The following is a 16,051-nucleotide window of genomic DNA, read 5'->3' as shown; positions in this document are numbered from 1 at the left end:
ACCCGCTAACCCCTGCCCCTGTAGGAGCGAGCATGCTCGCGATGGACGTCAACGATGACGCTGGCCACCGGACACCCCGCGGTGCCCGGTCCACCATCGCGAGCATGCTCGCTCCTACAGGGATGGCGGGGTTACACATCCTGATGTGCTTTTGTGCCATCGGTTCGGTTTGGGGCGGCTACCGTTTTCTCTTTCAACCATGGAAGAGGACAACGGAATGTCCAGTTCGCCAAATGGGAACCGACTGCGTTATGGGCGGCATTCAGAACACGGCCGGATTTATCTGCTGACCGCTGTGACCCACGAACGAAGGCCATTCTTCGCGGATTGGCGTGTGGGTCGTCTGCTTGTGCGTGAGTTCAGAAGGGCTCAGGAAACCGGCAAAGCCACCTCCATCGCTTGGGTGGTGATGCCGGATCACTTTCATTGGCTGGTTGAGTTGCACAGTGGGGATTTGCCCAAGCTGGTGCAGGCGACCAAGGCCAGAAGTGCCCGAACCATCAACCTGCAACGCGGTCAACCACTGCCCGTGTGGCAAAAAGGCTATTTTGACCGGGCACTGCGCTGGGAGGAGGATCTGAAAGCTGCCGCTCGTTACGTGATCGCCAATCCATTACGTGCGGGGCTGGTCGATAAAATTGGCGATTACCCATTGTGGGATGCCATCTGGCTCTGATTTTAACCCTGTAGGAGCGAGCACGCTCGCGATGGTCTTCAACGATGACGCGGGGTGTCAGATGCCCAACGTTTTCGTTAACGTCCATCGCGACGGTTCGACACCTCGACATGCTCGCTCCTACAGGTCCACCGCCCACCTCCACACGTCTCGACAACACGCCCACCCATTCCCTCCAGCCGCCAGCCGTGTAGAATCGCGAACATTCATCGCCATTCATCCCCCGGCGGGTTTATGAGCTCAAGCTGAAGCGCGCGGCGATCCCGCAAAGTTATCGGCAGCGTCCGGACACACGGCCATTTCCAGGTGTTCCAGGCGTCAACAGAGGCTCACTTCCCTTTTGATACCTGATTAGCCGCCCGGAGTGCTTCATGCCTGATTACCGCTCGAAAACATCTACCCATGGCCGCAACATGGCCGGCGCTCGTGCCTTGTGGCGCGCCACGGGGATGAAGGATGACGACTTCAAGAAGCCGATCATCGCCATTGCCAACTCGTTCACCCAGTTCGTACCGGGCCACGTCCACCTCAAGGACCTGGGCCAACTGGTCGCCCGTGAGATCGAACGTGCCGGCGGTGTCGCCAAGGAATTCAACACCATCGCCGTGGATGATGGTATCGCCATGGGCCACGACGGCATGCTGTATTCGCTGCCGAGCCGCGAGATCATCGCCGACTCCGTGGAGTACATGGTCAACGCCCACTGCGCCGACGCCATCGTCTGCATCTCCAACTGCGACAAGATCACCCCTGGCATGCTGATGGCCGCCTTGCGCCTGAACATCCCGGTGATCTTCGTGTCCGGCGGCCCGATGGAAGCCGGCAAGACCAAACTGGCCAGCCATGGCCTGGACCTGGTCGACGCCATGGTCATCGCCGCCGACTCCAGCGCTTCTGACGAGAAGGTTGCCGAGTACGAGCGCAGCGCCTGCCCGACCTGCGGTTCGTGCTCCGGCATGTTCACCGCCAACTCGATGAACTGCCTGACCGAAGCCCTGGGCCTGGCCCTGCCGGGCAACGGTTCGACCCTGGCCACCCACAGCGACCGCGAGCAGCTGTTCCTGCAGGCAGGCCGCACCATCGTCGAGCTGTGCAAACGCTACTACGGCGAGAACGATGAGTCGGTGCTGCCGCGCAACATCGCCAACTTCAAGGCGTTCGAAAACGCCATGATGCTCGACATCGCCATGGGCGGTTCGACCAACACCATCCTGCACCTGCTGGCCGCTGCCCAGGAAGCCGAGATCGCCTTCGACCTGCGCGACATCGATCGCCTGTCGCGTGTGGTGCCGCAGCTGTGCAAGGTGGCGCCGAACATCCAGAAGTACCACATGGAAGACGTGCACCGTGCCGGCGGCATCTTCAGCATTCTCGGCTCCCTGGCCCGTGGCGGTCTACTGCACACCGACCTGCCCACCGTGCACAGCCGCAGCATGGAAGAAGCCATCGCCAAGTGGGACATCACCCAAACCGATGACGAAGCTGTGCATCACTTCTTCAAGGCCGGCCCGGCAGGCATCCCGACACAGACCGCGTTCAGCCAGTCGACCCGTTGGGAAACCCTGGACGACGACCGTGAAAACGGCTGCATCCGCAGTTTCGAACACGCCTACTCGAAAGAAGGCGGCCTGGCCGTGCTCTATGGCAACATCGCCCTGGACGGCTGCGTGGTGAAAACCGCCGGTGTCGACGAATCGATCCACGTGTTCGAAGGCAACGCCAAGATCTTCGAAAGCCAGGACAGCGCCGTGCGCGGCATCCTCGCCGATGAAGTGAAGGAAGGCGACATCGTCATCATTCGCTACGAAGGTCCTAAAGGCGGCCCGGGCATGCAGGAAATGCTCTACCCGACCTCCTACCTGAAATCCAAGGGCCTGGGCAAAGCCTGCGCCCTGCTCACCGATGGCCGTTTCTCCGGCGGCACCTCGGGCCTGTCCATCGGTCACGCTTCGCCGGAAGCGGCTGCCGGCGGTGCGATTGGCCTGGTTCAGGACGGCGACAAGGTACTGATCGACATTCCAAACCGCTCGATCAACCTGTTGATCAGCGATGAAGAACTGGCCGCGCGCCGGGTCGAGCAGGACAAGAAAGGCTGGAAACCAGTCGAAGTGCGCCCGCGTAAAGTGACCACCGCGCTGAAGGCTTACGCCCTGCTGGCCACCAGTGCCGACAAGGGTGCGGTGCGCAACAAGGCGATGCTTGACGGGCTGTAGGCGCTGCGCAAGCTGCAAGCTGCAAGCTGCAAGTTCGAGCTTGTAGCTTGTAGCTTGTAGCTTGCAGCTTGCAGCTGCTTCTCTTACTGAATCTCCTCAGGCTTGACGATCACCCAGTTCTTGTCCGCCGTCACCGGCAGTCCTTCCTTGGCTTGGGCCGCAGCGTGTTTGGCCATCATGCCGTTGAGCTGGGTCATGTATTTGTCCTTGCGGTTGATCCACAGGTGGATGCCGCCCTTGGCCACGTCGACATCGTGGAACAGCATGTAGCCATCGCTGGTTGGAGTGTCACCACCGACCAGAACCGGTTTTTTCCACTCGTCGATGTAGGTGAGGATCGCCGCGTGTTTACCGGCCATCCAGGTCGCCGGGGTCCAGAGGTACGGGGTCAGCTCCAGGTCGAGGTTGGCCTTTTCGTCATACTTGCCGGCGGTCACCTGTTTGCGCGCAGTGGTCAGCTCGCCGGTCTTGCGATCCTTGAGCAGCAGCGACACGCCGATCACATTCTGTGGCTTGACGTTGTAGCCGTACTTCGGATCGGAGGCGACCATGCGCACCAGCTCTTCGGAGGCGGCGGTCATCACGTAGACCTCGATGCCGTTCTCCATCAGCTTGTTGTACAGCTCTTGCTGGCCGGTGAAGATTTTCGGCGGGTTGACGTCGAGTTTCTTGACCACGTCGCCTTCGTAATAAGTGGCCGGAACCGGTTTGCCGGACGCCATCAGCTCGTCGACATAGCCCTTGAGCTCCTGCAGCGTGAAGCCGGAAAACACCTGGGCGACCCAGGGGTAGCACACCATGTCGTCGAGTTCGCAGAGGCGATAGTAGTAGCTGAACAGGCTTTCCTTGTGGTCGGCCGTGTCCTTGAACGGGATCAGTTTGAGGGAGGGGTCGAGTTTTTCGCGGGTAATCAGGCCCTTGTTTTCCATGAAGGGCAGCAACGACTCTTCGAGGTCATACCGGTAGCTGGTGTTGTCCATGTCGAACACCGCGTAGTTACCCTTGTTGGCATTCGCCGCGATCATCGCGTCCAGTGCCTTGGCCTGTTCGGCGGGCCAGTGTTTCAGATCCGTGGCGAGTGCCTGGCCGGCAAGGCCCAAACTCAGACTCAAGCCCAATGCGGCGAGAAATTTCGGTGCTAGCTTCATCGACATCGCTCCCTGTGTGGAAAATATCGACGCTAACAAATAAGTGTGACAGCCCTCGTCTGTCAGCGACCGTACGCGTCCCTTCCGCGTCAGCTGCATCACCGACAGCGACATCCGCTTATTCCAAAAACGACAGTGATCAGTCTTTTTCGGTATTAATTCATTGCAAATCAAGCTGTTAGGCTTTCCGGTTTGCGGCTGCCCGGAAGGCGGCTGGCACAAGTCACTTCGGAGTGTTTATGAATCTGCCGCTGATTCTCAATCTGTTGGTGTTCCTCGCCCTGCTCCTGGGCCTGGCGCAAACCCGTCACACGACATGGAGCCTGGCGAAAAAGGTCCTCCTCGCGCTGGCGCTCGGCGTGGCGTACGGCATCGTATTGCATACCGTTTATGGCGCCGGCAACCCGGTACTGAAAGCCTCGATCGGTTGGTTCGACCTGGTGGGCAACGGCTACGTGCAGTTGCTGCAAATGATCGTCATCCCGCTGGTGTTCGCCTCGATCCTCAGCGCCGTGGCCCGTCTGCACAACGCCTCTTCGCTGGGCAAGATCAGCTTCCTGACCATAGGCACCCTACTGTTCACCACCGCCATCGCGGCGCTGATCGGCATCGGCCTGACCAACCTGTTCGGCCTCACCGCCGAAGGCCTGGTGGCCGGCACCCAGGAAATGGCTCGCCTGCAAACCATTCAAAACGACTACGCCGGCAAGGTCGCCGACCTGAATGTGCCGCAACTGCTGCTGTCGTTCATCCCGCAGAACCCGTTCGCGGACCTCGCCCGGGCCAAGCCGACGTCGATCATCAGCGTGGTGATCTTCGCTGCGTTCCTGGGTGTCGCCGCGCTGCAACTGCTCAAGGATGACGCCGAAAAAGGTCAGAAAGTGATCAACGCCATCGACACCCTGCAAGCCTGGGTGATGCGCCTGGTGCGTCTGGTGATGAAGCTGACGCCTTACGGCGTGCTGGCGCTCATGACCAAAGTGGTGGCTGGCTCCAATCTGCAAGACATCATCAAGCTCGGCAGTTTTGTGGTGGTGTCGTATCTGGGCCTGGGCCTGATGTTTGTGGTCCATGGCGTGCTGGTGTCGGCGGCGGGGATCAACCCGCTGCGTTTCTTCCGCAAGATCTGGCCGGTGCTGACGTTCGCGTTCACCAGCCGCTCCAGCGCGGCAACCATCCCGCTGAGCATCGAAGCGCAGACCAGCCGCCTGGGCATCCCGCAGTCGGTAGCCAGCTTCGCCGCCTCGTTCGGCGCGACCATCGGCCAGAACGGCTGCGCCGGCCTGTACCCGGCAATGCTTGCCGTCATGGTGGCGCCGACCGTGGGCATCAACCCGCTGGACCCATTGTGGATTGCCACGCTGGTGGCCATCGTCACCCTGAGTTCTGCCGGTGTGGCGGGCGTGGGGGGCGGCGCGACGTTCGCTGCATTGATCGTGTTGCCGGCCATGGGCTTGCCGGTGTCACTGGTGGCGCTGCTGATTTCAGTCGAGCCGCTGATCGATATGGGGCGTACGGCGTTGAACGTGAGTGGTTCGATCACGGCCGGTGCGATTACCAGCCAGATGATGCAGCAGACGGACAAGGCGCTGCTTGAGGCAGATGAACATTCGGCGTTGGCGCACGCCTGACACAAAAATCTCGCGAGCAGGCTCGCTCCCACAGTTGACTGCATTATGACTGTGGGAGCGAGCCTGCTCGCGAGCTCTTAGGCCTTCTCCCAAACCTCGAAGTTGTAGGCCGGTTTGTCATCCACCGCCGGGTTTTCAACATTGGAAACCAGCTTCCACTCCTTCGCATCAAACTCCGGAAACCAGGCATCCCCTTCCGGGCTCAGTGCCACTCGGGTCAGGTACAAACGATCCGCCTGAGCCAGGCCTTGCGCGTACAACTGCGCCCCGCCAATCAGCATCAGCTCATCGACGCCCTGCTCTTTCGCCCACGCTTCGGCGCGCACGACCGCCGCTTCCAGCGACGGGTACACCTCGGCGCCTTCCAGCACCAGGCCGGCTTGGCGGCTGACCACGATGTTCAAGCGCCCCGGCAGCGGACGGCCGAGGGAATCCCAGGTCTTGCGGCCCATGATGATCGGCTTGCCCAGGGTGGTGGCCTTGAAATATTTGAAATCCCCCGGCAAGTGCCAGGGCATGCTGTTGTCGACGCCGATCACGCGGTTTTCACCGAGGGCTGCAATCAGGCTGAGGGGGAGTGATTTAGTCATGCCGGCGAGGATACCAGAGCCTCCCGTACCCCGATAAGCGCCACAGCGGTTATGCTCACAGCTCAATGGAGCGACGGGATGGCGCGTGACTGAACTGAACAACCTCTGGCTGACCGAAACCATCCGCCTGCGTGAAGAGCACGCCGGCCCCCTGGACGATGGGGAAGCCAACCGAGTCGCCCGCAGTGCCGGCGGCGACCTGCCGACGCGGATTGTCCGCCGCGCCCTGTGGCTGGCCGAGCGCGACGGTCTGGCGGACGCGCTGCGCCACTGGCTGCAAGGCGCGCGCCTGGCGGTGCTGGTACTTGCCGTACTCGCGGTGATCAGCGGCGCCGGACTGGCCTTTGCTGCGCTGGGCGACGGGCAAACACCGGTGAATGTGTTCTGGGCCCTGGGCAGTTTGCTGGGGCTCAACCTGATTCTGCTGCTGGGCTGGGCCCTGGGCCTGGTGTTCGCCGGCGAACACGGCGCCACGTTGGGGCGACTGTGGTTGTGGCTCAGCGAAAAACTCGCCCGCGATGCCAAGGCTGCGCAACTGGCGCCCGCCCTGCTGTTGTTGCTGCAACGGCGGAAACTCAATCGCTGGGCGCTCGGTGTGCTGGTCAACGGTTTGTGGTGGCTGGCGATGCTCAGCGCACTGGTCATTCTGCTGACGCTGATGGCGACCCGGCGCTACGGCTTCGTCTGGGAAACCACTCTGCTGGGCGCCGACACCTTCGTCGCCATGACCCAGGCGCTGGGCGCCCTGCCCGCGCTGATCGGCTTCAACGTACCCACAGTGGAGATGATTCGCGCCAGTGGCGATGCCGCACTGAACATCGAAAGTGCCCGTCAGGCCTGGGCCACCTGGCTGGTCGGCGTGCTGGTGGTCTACGGCGTGCTGCCGCGCCTGCTGCTGGCACTGTTGTGCCTGTGGCGCTGGAAACGCGGGCGCGCCAGCCTGACGCTCGACCTGAACCTGCCGGGCTACGCGCAACTGCGCGAACGCCTCATGCCCACGAGCGAACGACTGGGCATCAACGACGCCGCCCCCGAGCAACTGCATCGCGTGGAGAGTACCGTCAGCGAACTGCAAAGCGATGGCGCACTGCTGGTCGCCATCGAGCTCGACGACCAGCGGCCCTGGCCGCCTCTCCTGCCGAAAACCGTGAGTGACGCGGGCATCCTCGACAGTCGTGAATCGCGACACAAACTCCTGGAACAGCTCAGCCGCTTCCCGCCGGCGCGCCTGGCCATCGCCTGCGACCCGCGCCGCTCACCGGATCGCGGCAGCCTGGCGCTGATCGCCGAACTGGCACGTAACGCCAGCGCCACGCGGGTCTGGTTGCTGCAAGCCCCGCCTGGTGAAGCACTGGATGCCGAGCGCCTGAGTGACTGGCATGTGGCACTGGCTCAGCTGGAGCTGCCGTACGCCGACTGTGCGCCGCTGAATTGGCTGGAGACTGGTCATGACTAACGCCTGGAAACCGCCCTTGAAGCTTGCCGTGGTCGGCCACACCAATGTCGGTAAGACCTCGTTGCTGCGCACCCTCACCCGGGATGTCGGTTTTGGCGAAGTGTCCCATCGCCCCAGTACCACACGCCACGTGGAGGGCGCACGACTGTCGGTGGACGGCGAGCCGTTGCTCGACCTGTTCGACACGCCCGGCCTGGAAGACGCCATCGCCCTGCTCGATTACCTCGAACGCCTGGAGCGACCGGGCGAACGCCTCGACGGCCCGGCTCGCCTGGCGCGTTTTCTCGACGGCAGCGAAGCACGCCAGCGCTTTGAGCAGGAAGCCAAAGTCCTGCGCCAACTGCTCACTTGCGATGCCGGTCTCTATGTCATCGACGCCCGCGAACCGGTGTTGGCCAAATACCGCGACGAGCTGGAAGTGCTGGCCAGTTGCGGTAAACCGCTGTTGCCGGTGCTGAACTTCGTCAGCAGCGCCGACCACCGCGAGCCGGATTGGCGCGAAGCACTGGCGCGTCTTGGCCTGCACGCCCTGGTCAGGTTCGACAGCGTGGCACCGCCGGAAGATGGAGAACGGCGGCTTTATGAGAGTCTGGCGTTGCTGTTGGAACACGCCCGTGAGCCATTGGAGCGCCTGATCGCCGATCAACAGGCCCAGCGTCTGGCTCGGCAGGAAAGTGCGGCGCGTTTGATCGCCGAATTGTTAATCGACTGCGCGGCCTGCCGACGCAGCGTGGCCAGCGATGCGCAGCAGGAACAGCAAGCGATCGGCGAACTGCGCAAGGCAGTGCGGCAACGGGAACAACGCTGCGTCGAAGCCCTTCTCCAGCTCTATGCGTTCCGTCCACAGGACGCTGCGGCCAGTGATCTGCCGTTGCTGGACGGGCGCTGGGGCGACGATCTGTTCAACCCCGAAACCCTCAAGCAACTCGGGGTGCGAGTCGGCGGTGGCATCGCCGCCGGCGCGGCGGCCGGGGCTGGCGTGGATCTGCTGGTAGGCGGCATTACCTTGGGCGCCGCCGCCCTGGCCGGCGCTATTGCCGGCGGCGCCCTGCAAACCGCGCGCAGTTATGGCAGTCGCTTGCTGGGCAAGATCAAGGGCAAACGTGAGCTGACCGTGGATGACAGCGTGCTGCGCCTGTTGGCCTTGCGCCAACGGCAACTGCTGCAAGCACTCAACGCCCGAGGGCATGCCGCGCTGGACAGCATTCAGGTGGCCACGCCGCAGGACAAGACCTGGCGCGAGGGCAAGCTGCCCGAGGCGCTGAACAAGGCGCGGGCACACCCGCAGTGGTCTTCGTTGAATCCGCAGGCGAGGTTGAGTCAGGCGGAGCGGCAGGAGGCAGTTGAGGGGTTGGCTGGGCAGCTTTAGTTTTGCGGTGTGAGTGCCGGCCTCATCGCGGGCAAGCCCGCTCCTACCCCCCTGTAGGAGCGAGCTTGCTCGCGATGAAGGCGACTCGGTCTACGACCTGGCCAAAACCCTGGCCGCCATCCCCTTCAAAATCCCAAGATCCATCACCGGCACCCATAGCTGCTTGGCCATCTCATCCCACTGACGCATGCGCAAACTCACCGCACAGAGCGGGTCCTGCTCGAAAGCGTCCGCTTCCTCAGCACTCATCACCCCACCCTGGTACTCCAGGGTTCGCCGGCTCGCTTCGCTCAGGCGCTCGTAGTACCCAGGTTCTTTCAGGGTCAGATAACGCTTGGCCTGCACGTGGTACTCCACCAGCCGCGCCAGGCGCTCGCTGAAACCGGCACGCCGCAGATAATCAGCCCCCAGGCGTTCATGGCTGACCACACCAAAACCGCCCATGTTTGGCGCACTCCCGGCGCAAATGTGGCCGATGTCATGAAAGAACGCCGCCAGTACCACTTCATCGTCGAAACCTTCGGCAATCGCCAGTTCGGCAGCCTGGGACATGTGTTCGATCTGCGACACGGGCTCCCCGATGTAATCGTGGTCGCCGAAACGCTCGTACAACCCGAACACCTCGGCGATCAATTGGGCTTGCCGGTCCATCAACACTCTCCCAACAAGGTGGCAACATTGCGTTCGGCCATCGCCGGCCCGACGCTCATGCCGACGCCGGTGTGCATCAGCGCAACGCTCAAACCCTCGGCCGGGCGCAGGAACGAGAACGGCCCCGGTCCGCGCGAACCGTAGACACCTTGCCAGCGCTCAACCACCTGCACCTTGCAGCGCAGCGTCTGCTCGGCCAATTCGATCATCCAGTCGTCCACTTGCTCGGCATTGAACGGCGAGGCGTCGCTGCCGTAGTGGTGTGAATCACCGATGATCAGTTCGCCATAAGGTGTCGGGCTGATCAGCAAGTGAATGCCGTTTTCATGCAGATGCGGCTCGTCCCGCAGAATCTGCGCCTGTATCGCGCGAGCTTCTGGCAGGTCGGCAAAAGCGCCGTAGTGCACGCAGCTCAAACCGGTGAGTACTGCATGCTGCAGGTTGAGATTGACCTGCGGGCGGGCGCGCAGCATTTGCAGGCGGCAGGTCTGCGGCTCGAGCCGGGCGATCGGCTCGGCCAGCAGCGTCTGATAATCGTGGCCGGAGCAGACGATGATCTGGTCCGCGCTAAAGCTGCCCGCGGTGCTGTGCAGGCGGCCCGGCTCGACATCGCGCACCAGGGTTGAGAAGTGAAATTCAACATTCAGTTCGCGACGCAGGTACTCGATCAACGCCGGCAGGGCTTCGCGCGAATACAGTTGCTGGTCATCCAGGCCGTGCAACGCAGCGCGATGATGGCTGAAATGCCCACCGTACAGATCGCGCAGGGCAGCGCCGCGCAGCAGCTCGACGCGGTAATCGTGTTCCAAGGCACGACCGGCGCAGAAGGCTTCAAGCAAGTGCTCTTCGGCTTCGGTGCGGGCGAACAGGTACGAGCCGTTTCGCTTGAGTTGCAGGCCGGCGAGCTGCGCCCACTGGCCCCAGACGTCGCGGCTGGCCTTGGCCAGTTCGAGCATCATTCCCGGTGGCTGGCCCGTAACCAGCGCCTGGCCGAAGTTGCGCACCGAGGCGCCGAGCGGCGTGGCGCTGCGTTCGAAAACACGAACCTTGAGGCCACGCCGGGCGGCGGCGTAGGCGTGGGACAGGCCGAGGATGCCGGCGCCGACGATCAGCAGGTCGTTGTGGTGTGTCATTGGTTTTTGTCTCTGAATTCAAGACCGCTATCGCTGGCAAGCCAGCTCCTACAGGGGTTTTTGGCGTGCACATAACCACTGTAGGAGCGGGCTTGCCCGCGAAGAGGCCCTGTCAGTCGATGAAAATTTACTTACCGCCATCGCGAGCAGGCTCGCTCCCACAGTGGCTATGTGTACGCCACAAATCCTTGTGGGAGCGAGCCTGCTCGCGATGCGGTTTTACTTGGCGGCTACTTTCTCGGACTTGCCGTCATAGCGCTTGCGCCACTCGGTCAGGATCTCGTCGCGGTTCTTCGAGGCCCAGGTAAAGTCGTTCTTGATCAGGCGCTGCTCGTAATCGGCTGGCAGTTCGGTTTGCGGCTTGGCGATGCCTGGCTGGGCGAGCACGGCGAAGTTCTCTTTATAGAGTTCCATCGCCTCAGGGCTGGCCGAGAAGTCTGCGAGCTTCTTCGCCGCCTCTTCATGTGGCGTGCCCTTGATCACCGCAGTCGCCTCGATCTCCCAGCCCAGGCCTTCCTTCGGCAGGATGATGTCCAGCGGTGCACCCTGGCGTTTGAGTTGGACGGCCGGGTATTCAAAGGAAATGCCTATCGGGAATTCACCGGCGGCCGCCAGCTTGCACGGCTTGGAGCCGGAATGAACGTACTGGCCGATGTTCTGGTGCAGGTCGTCCATGTACTGCCAGCCCTGCTTCTCGCCGAAAGTCTGCAACCAGGCGCTGACGTCGAGGAAACCGGTGCCGGACGATGCCGGGTTCGGCATGACGATTTTGCCCTTGTACTCCGGCTTGGTCAGGTCTTGCCAGCTCACCGGTTTGGTCAGGCCCTGCTTCTCGGCTTCGACGGTGTTGAAGCAGATGGTCGCGGCCCAGACGTCCATGCCGACCCAGGCCGGAGGGTTGGCGGCGTCGCGGTAGTTGCCGCCGATCTTGCCCAGATCCTTCGGCGCGTAGCTTTGCAGCATGCCCTGTTGGTCGAGGATCGCCAGGCTGGATGCGGCCAGGCCCCACACGGCATCCGCTTGCGGACGGGCTTTTTCGGCCAGCAGCTTGGCGGTGATGATGCCGGTGGAATCGCGCACCCACTTGATCTCCACGTCCGGGTTGGCCTTTTCGAAGGCTTGCTTGTAGGTCTTCAGTTGTTCGGCTTCGAGGGCGGTGTACACCGTCAACTCGGTGGTCGCCGCCAAAGCGTTCAGGCTGAAAGCGGTAAGGACAGCAGCGGCCAGGGCCATGGGCTTGAACATGATCTTTTCCTGTTTTGAGTTGAGGACGGTTAGGGCGAGTCAATGACCGGGCGCGGTCTGCCGCCAGGCCTGGGAACGGCGCAGCAAGCCGCGCGAAGCACCGGCCAGCAGCAGCGACACGCTGGCCGAGGTGAACAGAATCAGGGTCGACATCGCCGCCGCGCCGCCGACGTTGCCGGCGTCATCCATGTTCAGCACTGCCACCGCCGCAAGGATGGTGTCGGGGCTGTAGAGGAAGATCGCCGCCGAAACGGTGGTCATGGCTGAGACGAACAGGTAGCGCACGATGTCCAGAATCGCCGGCAGACAGATCGGCACAGTGACCCGCAGGTAATGCCGGTACAGCGGCGCCTTGAGCGACAGCGCGGCGGCTTCGAACTCGGCGTCGAGCTGGCGTAGCGCGGTGGTGGCGGTCATTTGCGCGGTGGTCAAATAATGAGCAATGGTGCAGATCACCAGCAGGGCCATCGTTGCGTAGAGCACATGCAACGGGTTGCCGGGAATGTTGAAAAAGAAAACATAACCCAGGCCGAGCACCAGCCCCGGCACCGCCATCGGCACGAAGCTGAGCAGGCGCAGGGCCAGGTTCAGGCCGCGTTGGCCTTTGGTTTTTTCCATCAGGTAGGCGCCAGTGAAGATCAGCACACTGCCGATCAACGCTGAATACAGGGCCATCTTCACGCTGTTGCCGTAGGCGAGCCAGCCTCCGCCCGCCGTGTCGTTGAACTGGTAATGGTTGAGCGACAGCGACAGGTTGTACGGCCAGAACTTCACCAGGGATGAGAACACCGCCATGCCGAACACCAGCAACAGCGCTGCGCAGATCAACACCACGATGGCCAGGTAACAACCATCCCGACCTTTCGAAGGCGCCGGTTTGAATACCTGCGCCCGACCGCTCATGGAATCACCGTGACGGCGACGCAACCAGGCATCGACGCCAAAGCTGAACAGCGCCGGCAACAGCAGGACCATACCGATCAACGCGCCGCGACCGAACTGCTGCTGCCCGACCACCGCCTTGTAGGCCTCCAGCGCCAGCACCTGATAGTCACCACCGACCACCACGGGCACGCCGAAGTCGGTGATGGTCAGGGTAAACACCAGACAGAACGCGGCGAACACGGCCTGACGCGTGGCCGGCCAAGTGATGCTGCGAAACGCTTTGGCGGGGCTGGCGCCCATGCTTGAGGCAGCATCGAACAGACGCGCATCAGCCAGCGACAGCGCCGACAGCAAAATCATCAAGGCGTGTGGGAAGGTGTAGATGACCTCGCCCAACACGATGCCCCAGAAACCGTAGATGTTGTCCGAGAGCAAACCGCGCAACATGCCCTGATTGCCGAACAGGTAGACCAGCGCGATACCCGGCAGCATCGAAGGCGCCATCAATGGCAGCAACGAGATGCCACGCCAAAGGCCTTTGCCGGGAATCATCGTGCGTTGCAGGGCGTAGGCAAAAAGGTAGGCCAGCGGTACGACGATGACCGCGACGCTCAGGGAGACCTTCAGGCTGTTGCCCAGCAGCCAGTGGAAATTGGCGCTGCCCAGCAACTCGCTGGCCGCTGCCAGGCCCCCGCCCTGCCCGGCCTGCGAACTGAAACCGCGCCAGAAGATCGCCAGCAGCGGCATCAACACTGCCAGGGTCAGCAGCACCAGCAACAAGACCTTGCCACCGACTACAAACAGCCGGTCGCCGATCTCGGCACGGGAAGCTTGCCGAACCCGCTTGCGCGGCATCGGCAGCGCGATGTTGGCACTCATCAGGCAAACACCTGCAGACTGCGGGGTGGCAGCGCGACCATGATCTGCTGGGCACCCAGGCGCGGCATGGCTTCTGGCGCCAGTTCCGCCAGGAGCGCATGGCCGGGCAGTTGATCCAGCTCGAAGCTCATGCGGCATCGGTTGCCGAGAAAGGTGATCTCGCGAACGCGAGCGGGAAACAGGTTTTCTTCGTGCACCACCGGGTTGATGCTGATTGCTTCCGGACGGCAGAACAGGCGGCCGGAGGCGGTTTTCGCGCTGCCATCCTGCAAACGCATGTTCAAACCGCCGACCCGGGCGTGACTGTCGCTGCTGCGATGGAATGGCAGCCAGTTGCCCTGGCCAACGAATTCCGCGACGAAGGGCGTGGCGGGGCGATCGTAGATTTCCTGCGGTGTGGCGTATTGCTCGACCTTGCCGTTGTTCATCACGGCGATGCGGTCGGCCATCAACATGGCCTCGTCCTGGTTGTGCGTGACCATCAGGGTGGTGATGCCGAGGCTGCGCTGCAATTGGCGCAGCTCGGTGCACAAGTGCTCACGAACACGCGCATCGAGCGCCGACATCGGCTCATCCAGCAGCAACAATGAAGGTGACGGCGCCAGGGCACGGGCCAGAGCCACCCGCTGCTGCTGGCCGCCGGACAACTGGCCGGGGTACTTTTTTTCACTGCCGATCAGGCCCACCAGCTCCAGCATCTGGCCGACACGCTGGCGCGTTTCCTCCCGGCTACTGCCGGCGAGGCCGTAGGCAATGTTCGCTTCCACGGTGAGATTGGGAAACAGCGCGTAGGACTGAAACAGGATGCCGTAATCCCGGGCCTGGGGCGGCAGGTCCGAAACATTGCGATCACCGAGGAACAACTCGCCGTCGTCCTGCGTCTCCAGGCCGGCGATACAGCGCAGCAGAGTGGTCTTGCCGCAACCCGACGGGCCCAGCAAACACACCAGCTCACCGGCTGCCACGTCCAGCGAGACGTTATCCAACGCGGTAAAAGCGCCGAAGCGTTTCTGCACGCCCCGCACTTTCATCGGTGCGCCGGGAGTGGTCAGGGCAGTTGTGATCGAGTGGTTCATGGACAGGCCTCATCTGGCAGATGAGAGCCATCCTAGAGTTGTAATGAGACCGTCATGTGGCAGTGAGGCAAAAACAGCTGATAGTGATATTCGCGGATTTGGGTTGACTGTTCTGGCCCCATCGCGGGCAAGCCCGCTCCCACAGGGGCCGTTCAAACACCACAAACCCAATGTGTGGGAGCGGGCTTGCTCGCGAAGAGGCCGGCACAGGCGCCGAAGATCTCAAACCGGCGCCATCTCCTGCGCCACCCCCAGAAAAGCCGCTGGCAACCGCGCGCCCTTGCGCTCCTTGAGGCAATACAGGTACTCGGGAATCTGCGGTGCATTCTCAAGAGTCAGCACCCGCAACTGCGGATCATGAGGCACTTCCTGGCGCGCAATGATGCTGATGCCGATATTGCGCAACACGGCCTCACGGATCGATTCGCGGCTGCCGATCTCCAGCAGCGGACCGAAATCCACGCCGGCACCGGCCAGCAACTCTTCGGTCAGGCGACGGGTCGTCGAGCCCGCCTCGCGCATCAGCAACGTATGCCCGGCCAGCGCACTGAGCGGCACATGATCGTGCACCGCCAACGGATGACTGCGATGCACCGCCAGCACCAGCGGATCGCTACCGAGCACCCGGCGAATCAGCCGCGCATCCTCGAGCAACTGGGAAGACGCGGCGACATCCACCCGGTACTCCTCAAGCGCTTCGAGCACCTGTTGGGAGTTGCCGATTTCCACCGAGACCTCGACCTGGGGCAGGCGCTCGCGAAAGGTTTTCACCAGGTCGAGGATGTAATACGGCGCCGTCGCCGCAATGCGCAAGGTGCCCTGGACCTGGCCACTGTTGCGCAGGAAAAATTCGATGTCGGCTTCCTGCTGCAACAGCGCCTTGACCATCGGCAACAGCCGCGCGCCGTCATCGCTGACGCTGAGGCGGCGCCCGCCCCGGTAGAACAGCTCCACCGAGTACTGGCTTTCCAGGTGACGAATCTGAGTCGTTACCGTGGGCTGGCTCAGCCCGAGCTTTTTCGCTGCCAGGGTGATGCTGCCCAGGCGGGCAACCATGTAAAACGCCTTCAGCTCGGCACTCAGCACAGCCGCCCCTCAT

At 62.5% G+C, this 16,051-nt stretch carries 13 protein-coding genes; 5 read left to right on the top strand and 8 right to left on the bottom strand.

Annotation, left to right across the window (positions count from 1 at the left end):
• Window positions 1-217 precede the first annotated feature (217 nt).
• Together AB4N64_RS26450 and ilvD are read left to right on the top strand one after the other, a co-directional pair.
• Window positions 218-676 carry an REP-associated tyrosine transposase gene (locus tag AB4N64_RS26450; protein WP_460119972.1) on the top strand — a complete coding sequence of 153 codons (459 nt, stop codon included), beginning with the start codon at window positions 218-220 and terminating at the stop codon, window positions 674-676.
• Between the two features lie 371 nt (window positions 677-1,047).
• On the top strand, window positions 1,048-2,889 hold the full coding sequence (ilvD, locus tag AB4N64_RS26445) for a dihydroxy-acid dehydratase (protein WP_460119970.1): 1,842 nt from the start codon (window positions 1,048-1,050) through the stop codon (window positions 2,887-2,889).
• A gap of 83 nt (window positions 2,890-2,972) precedes the next feature.
• On the opposite strand, the gene AB4N64_RS26440 is transcribed toward ilvD, so the two are convergent.
• On the bottom strand, window positions 2,973-4,037 hold the full coding sequence (locus AB4N64_RS26440; protein ID WP_460119968.1) for an HAD family hydrolase: 1,065 nt from the start codon (window positions 4,035-4,037) through the stop codon (window positions 2,973-2,975).
• A 239-nt stretch (window positions 4,038-4,276) separates the two neighbouring features.
• Between AB4N64_RS26440 and AB4N64_RS26435 the strand changes: the two genes are divergently transcribed.
• A complete protein-coding gene (locus AB4N64_RS26435) occupies window positions 4,277-5,668 on the top strand; it encodes an L-cystine transporter (RefSeq protein WP_460119966.1) in 1,392 nt (463 codons plus the stop codon).
• Between the two features lie 77 nt (window positions 5,669-5,745).
• Here the strand turns inward: AB4N64_RS26435 and AB4N64_RS26430 are convergent, their stop codons facing one another.
• A complete protein-coding gene (locus AB4N64_RS26430; RefSeq protein WP_460119965.1) occupies window positions 5,746-6,258 on the bottom strand; it encodes a dihydrofolate reductase in 513 nt (170 codons plus the stop codon).
• Window positions 6,259-6,343: 85 nt separating this feature from the next.
• Here AB4N64_RS26430 and AB4N64_RS26425 point away from each other — a divergent pair, with 85 nt between their 5' ends.
• A complete protein-coding gene (locus AB4N64_RS26425; RefSeq protein WP_460119963.1) occupies window positions 6,344-7,714 on the top strand; it encodes a DUF2868 domain-containing protein in 1,371 nt (456 codons plus the stop codon).
• Window positions 7,707-9,083 carry a GTPase/DUF3482 domain-containing protein gene (locus AB4N64_RS26420; RefSeq protein ID WP_460119961.1) on the top strand — a complete coding sequence of 459 codons (1,377 nt, stop codon included), beginning with the start codon at window positions 7,707-7,709 and terminating at the stop codon, window positions 9,081-9,083. Before AB4N64_RS26425 ends, AB4N64_RS26420 begins: the two co-directional genes overlap by 8 nt.
• A 90-nt stretch (window positions 9,084-9,173) precedes the next feature.
• Here AB4N64_RS26420 and AB4N64_RS26415 read toward each other — a convergent pair whose 3' ends face one another.
• From AB4N64_RS26415 to AB4N64_RS26390, 6 genes are all read right to left on the bottom strand, one after another.
• Window positions 9,174-9,734: a phosphonate degradation HD-domain oxygenase gene (locus tag AB4N64_RS26415; RefSeq protein ID WP_460119959.1), complete on the bottom strand. Its 561-nt coding sequence runs from the start codon at window positions 9,732-9,734 to the stop codon at window positions 9,174-9,176.
• Window positions 9,734-10,867: a TIGR03364 family FAD-dependent oxidoreductase gene (locus AB4N64_RS26410; protein WP_460119957.1), complete on the bottom strand. Its 1,134-nt coding sequence runs from the start codon at window positions 10,865-10,867 to the stop codon at window positions 9,734-9,736. The genes AB4N64_RS26415 and AB4N64_RS26410 overlap by 1 nt, the downstream gene beginning before the upstream one ends.
• 219 nt (window positions 10,868-11,086) lie before the next feature.
• On the bottom strand, window positions 11,087-12,112 hold the full coding sequence (locus AB4N64_RS26405) for a putative 2-aminoethylphosphonate ABC transporter substrate-binding protein (protein WP_460119955.1): 1,026 nt from the start codon (window positions 12,110-12,112) through the stop codon (window positions 11,087-11,089).
• 39 nt (window positions 12,113-12,151) lie between these two features.
• The gene (locus tag AB4N64_RS26400; protein WP_460119953.1) at window positions 12,152-13,876 is read right to left on the bottom strand and encodes a putative 2-aminoethylphosphonate ABC transporter permease subunit; all 1,725 of its coding nucleotides are present in this window, start codon (window positions 13,874-13,876) and stop codon (window positions 12,152-12,154) included.
• Complete coding sequence (locus AB4N64_RS26395; protein ID WP_460119951.1) at window positions 13,876-14,952, bottom strand: putative 2-aminoethylphosphonate ABC transporter ATP-binding protein; 1,077 nt, start codon at window positions 14,950-14,952, stop codon at window positions 13,876-13,878. The genes AB4N64_RS26400 and AB4N64_RS26395 overlap by 1 nt, the downstream gene beginning before the upstream one ends.
• Window positions 14,953-15,174: 222 nt before the next feature.
• Window positions 15,175-16,038, bottom strand: coding sequence for a LysR family transcriptional regulator (locus tag AB4N64_RS26390; RefSeq protein WP_460119949.1), 864 nt, complete (start codon window positions 16,036-16,038; stop codon window positions 15,175-15,177).
• Between the last annotated feature and the right edge of the window lie 13 nt (window positions 16,039-16,051).

The organism is Pseudomonas sp. S2_C03 (genome assembly GCF_054668405.1).
Note: the sequence above shows the minus strand (reverse complement) of the source record. Positions and strands in the feature narration are given on the sequence as shown.

What these genes read in the sequence shown, in the direction of transcription:
- AB4N64_RS26435 (WP_460119966.1), top strand. Translation starts at nt 4,277, where the DNA reads ATGAATCTGCCGCTGATTCTCAATCTGTTGGTGTTCCTCGCCCTGCTC.
- ilvD (WP_460119970.1), top strand. Translation starts at nt 1,048, where the DNA reads ATGCCTGATTACCGCTCGAAAACATCTACCCATGGCCGCAACATGGCC.
- AB4N64_RS26410 (WP_460119957.1), bottom strand. Translation starts at nt 10,867, where the DNA reads ATGACACACCACAACGACCTGCTGATCGTCGGCGCCGGCATCCTCGGC.
- AB4N64_RS26430 (WP_460119965.1), bottom strand. Translation starts at nt 6,258, where the DNA reads ATGACTAAATCACTCCCCCTCAGCCTGATTGCAGCCCTCGGTGAAAAC.
- AB4N64_RS26440 (WP_460119968.1), bottom strand. Translation starts at nt 4,037, where the DNA reads ATGAAGCTAGCACCGAAATTTCTCGCCGCATTGGGCTTGAGTCTGAGT.
- AB4N64_RS26405 (WP_460119955.1), bottom strand. Translation starts at nt 12,112, where the DNA reads ATGTTCAAGCCCATGGCCCTGGCCGCTGCTGTCCTTACCGCTTTCAGC.
- AB4N64_RS26400 (WP_460119953.1), bottom strand. Translation starts at nt 13,876, where the DNA reads ATGAGTGCCAACATCGCGCTGCCGATGCCGCGCAAGCGGGTTCGGCAA.
- AB4N64_RS26420 (WP_460119961.1), top strand. Translation starts at nt 7,707, where the DNA reads ATGACTAACGCCTGGAAACCGCCCTTGAAGCTTGCCGTGGTCGGCCAC.
- AB4N64_RS26415 (WP_460119959.1), bottom strand. Translation starts at nt 9,734, where the DNA reads ATGGACCGGCAAGCCCAATTGATCGCCGAGGTGTTCGGGTTGTACGAG.
- AB4N64_RS26450 (WP_460119972.1), top strand. Translation starts at nt 218, where the DNA reads ATGTCCAGTTCGCCAAATGGGAACCGACTGCGTTATGGGCGGCATTCA.
- AB4N64_RS26395 (WP_460119951.1), bottom strand. Translation starts at nt 14,952, where the DNA reads ATGAACCACTCGATCACAACTGCCCTGACCACTCCCGGCGCACCGATG.